The sequence below is a fragment of the Micromonospora sp. LZ34 genome, from assembly GCF_052981855.1.
Window position 1 is genome coordinate 1 of sequence record NZ_JBRIQN010000156.1, and the last position, 1,126, is coordinate 1,126.

The window sequence follows — 1,126 nt, forward strand, 5'->3', positions numbered from 1 at the left end:
ACCTTCTGATCCGGTGCGCCGTGAGGCGCTGTTGTTCGAGTGGAGGTGAAAGACCGCCACCGTTTGTCTGTCGCAGCAGGTGGACGTAGCTGAGGGCAGCCTGTTCCGGGTGGTGCCGGGACGGGTGGGAAGCGGCCCTGACAAAGCCGGGACGTTCCAGCACTGCCAGATGGTGCGGGTCCGGCGAGCGAGACGAAGAGGAGTACGCGAGGAACCGGCGTCATTACGTCCCTTAATGGGTTACCGGCTCGAACCTGGTGGATAGAGGCCGGATGGCGGTGTTTCCCCGGTCGCATGCGGGGTCGGGGGAGCTTCCGGGCCGGACAGGATCGCCGGTCCGGGAGGCCGTGGGGAAGGTCTGCGGCGTACCCATGGCAAGGCCGCAGGGGCAAAGTCGGGCTCCTCCTTCGACGAACGAGCAGCAGTGAACACGGGAACCACCCGACCACGGCTCCCGGTGCCGCCCGCATCCAACGGACGGTCCGGGATAGGCGCACCGACCGCCGAACGGGCCGGGTGGGGCGGAGCCGCCGTAGTACTCCGAGCCGGGGAGAGCCCGGCACATGGGGAAGGGCGGCAGCGGTTACGCGAAGGGATGGATGCTGTAATGCCGCAAGACGCGCCGCCGAACGGCGACGCCCGCCCGGACGCGAGTCCGGTTCGGCGGGTAGCGGAGATGCAGGCCAAACTTCATCGTTGGGCGGCGGCCGACCCCGGCCGCCGGTTCGATGACCTGTTCAACCTCGTGCACGACCCGGCGACGCTGGTCATGGCGTTCGACCGGGTCGCCGGTAACCGGGGCGCACGCACTCCCGGCGTCGACGGCCTGACCGTCGACCATGTCGAGGAGTCGATCGGCGTCCCCGGGTTCCTGACCGACCTGCGTGCCCGGCTCAAGGCGGGCACGTTCCGGCCGCTGCCGGTGCGGGAACGCAAGATCCCGAAGCCCGGCGGGTCGGGCAAGGTCCGCCGCCTCGGTATTCCGACCGTGGCGGACCGGGTCGTGCAGGCGGCGTTGAAGCTGGTGCTGGAGCCGATCTTCGAGGCCGGCTTCGAGCCGGTCTCCTACGGGTTCCGGCCCAAACGGCGGGCCCAGGACGCGATCGCCGACATCCACCTCTACGGC

The 1,126-nt window shown here is 69.6% G+C and carries 1 pseudogene; it reads left to right on the top strand.

What is annotated here, in order from left to right:
- Window positions 1-607: 607 nt before the first annotated feature.
- A pseudogene (locus ACVCAH_RS37905) lies at window positions 608-1,126 on the top strand (group II intron reverse transcriptase/maturase); the annotation flags it as partial.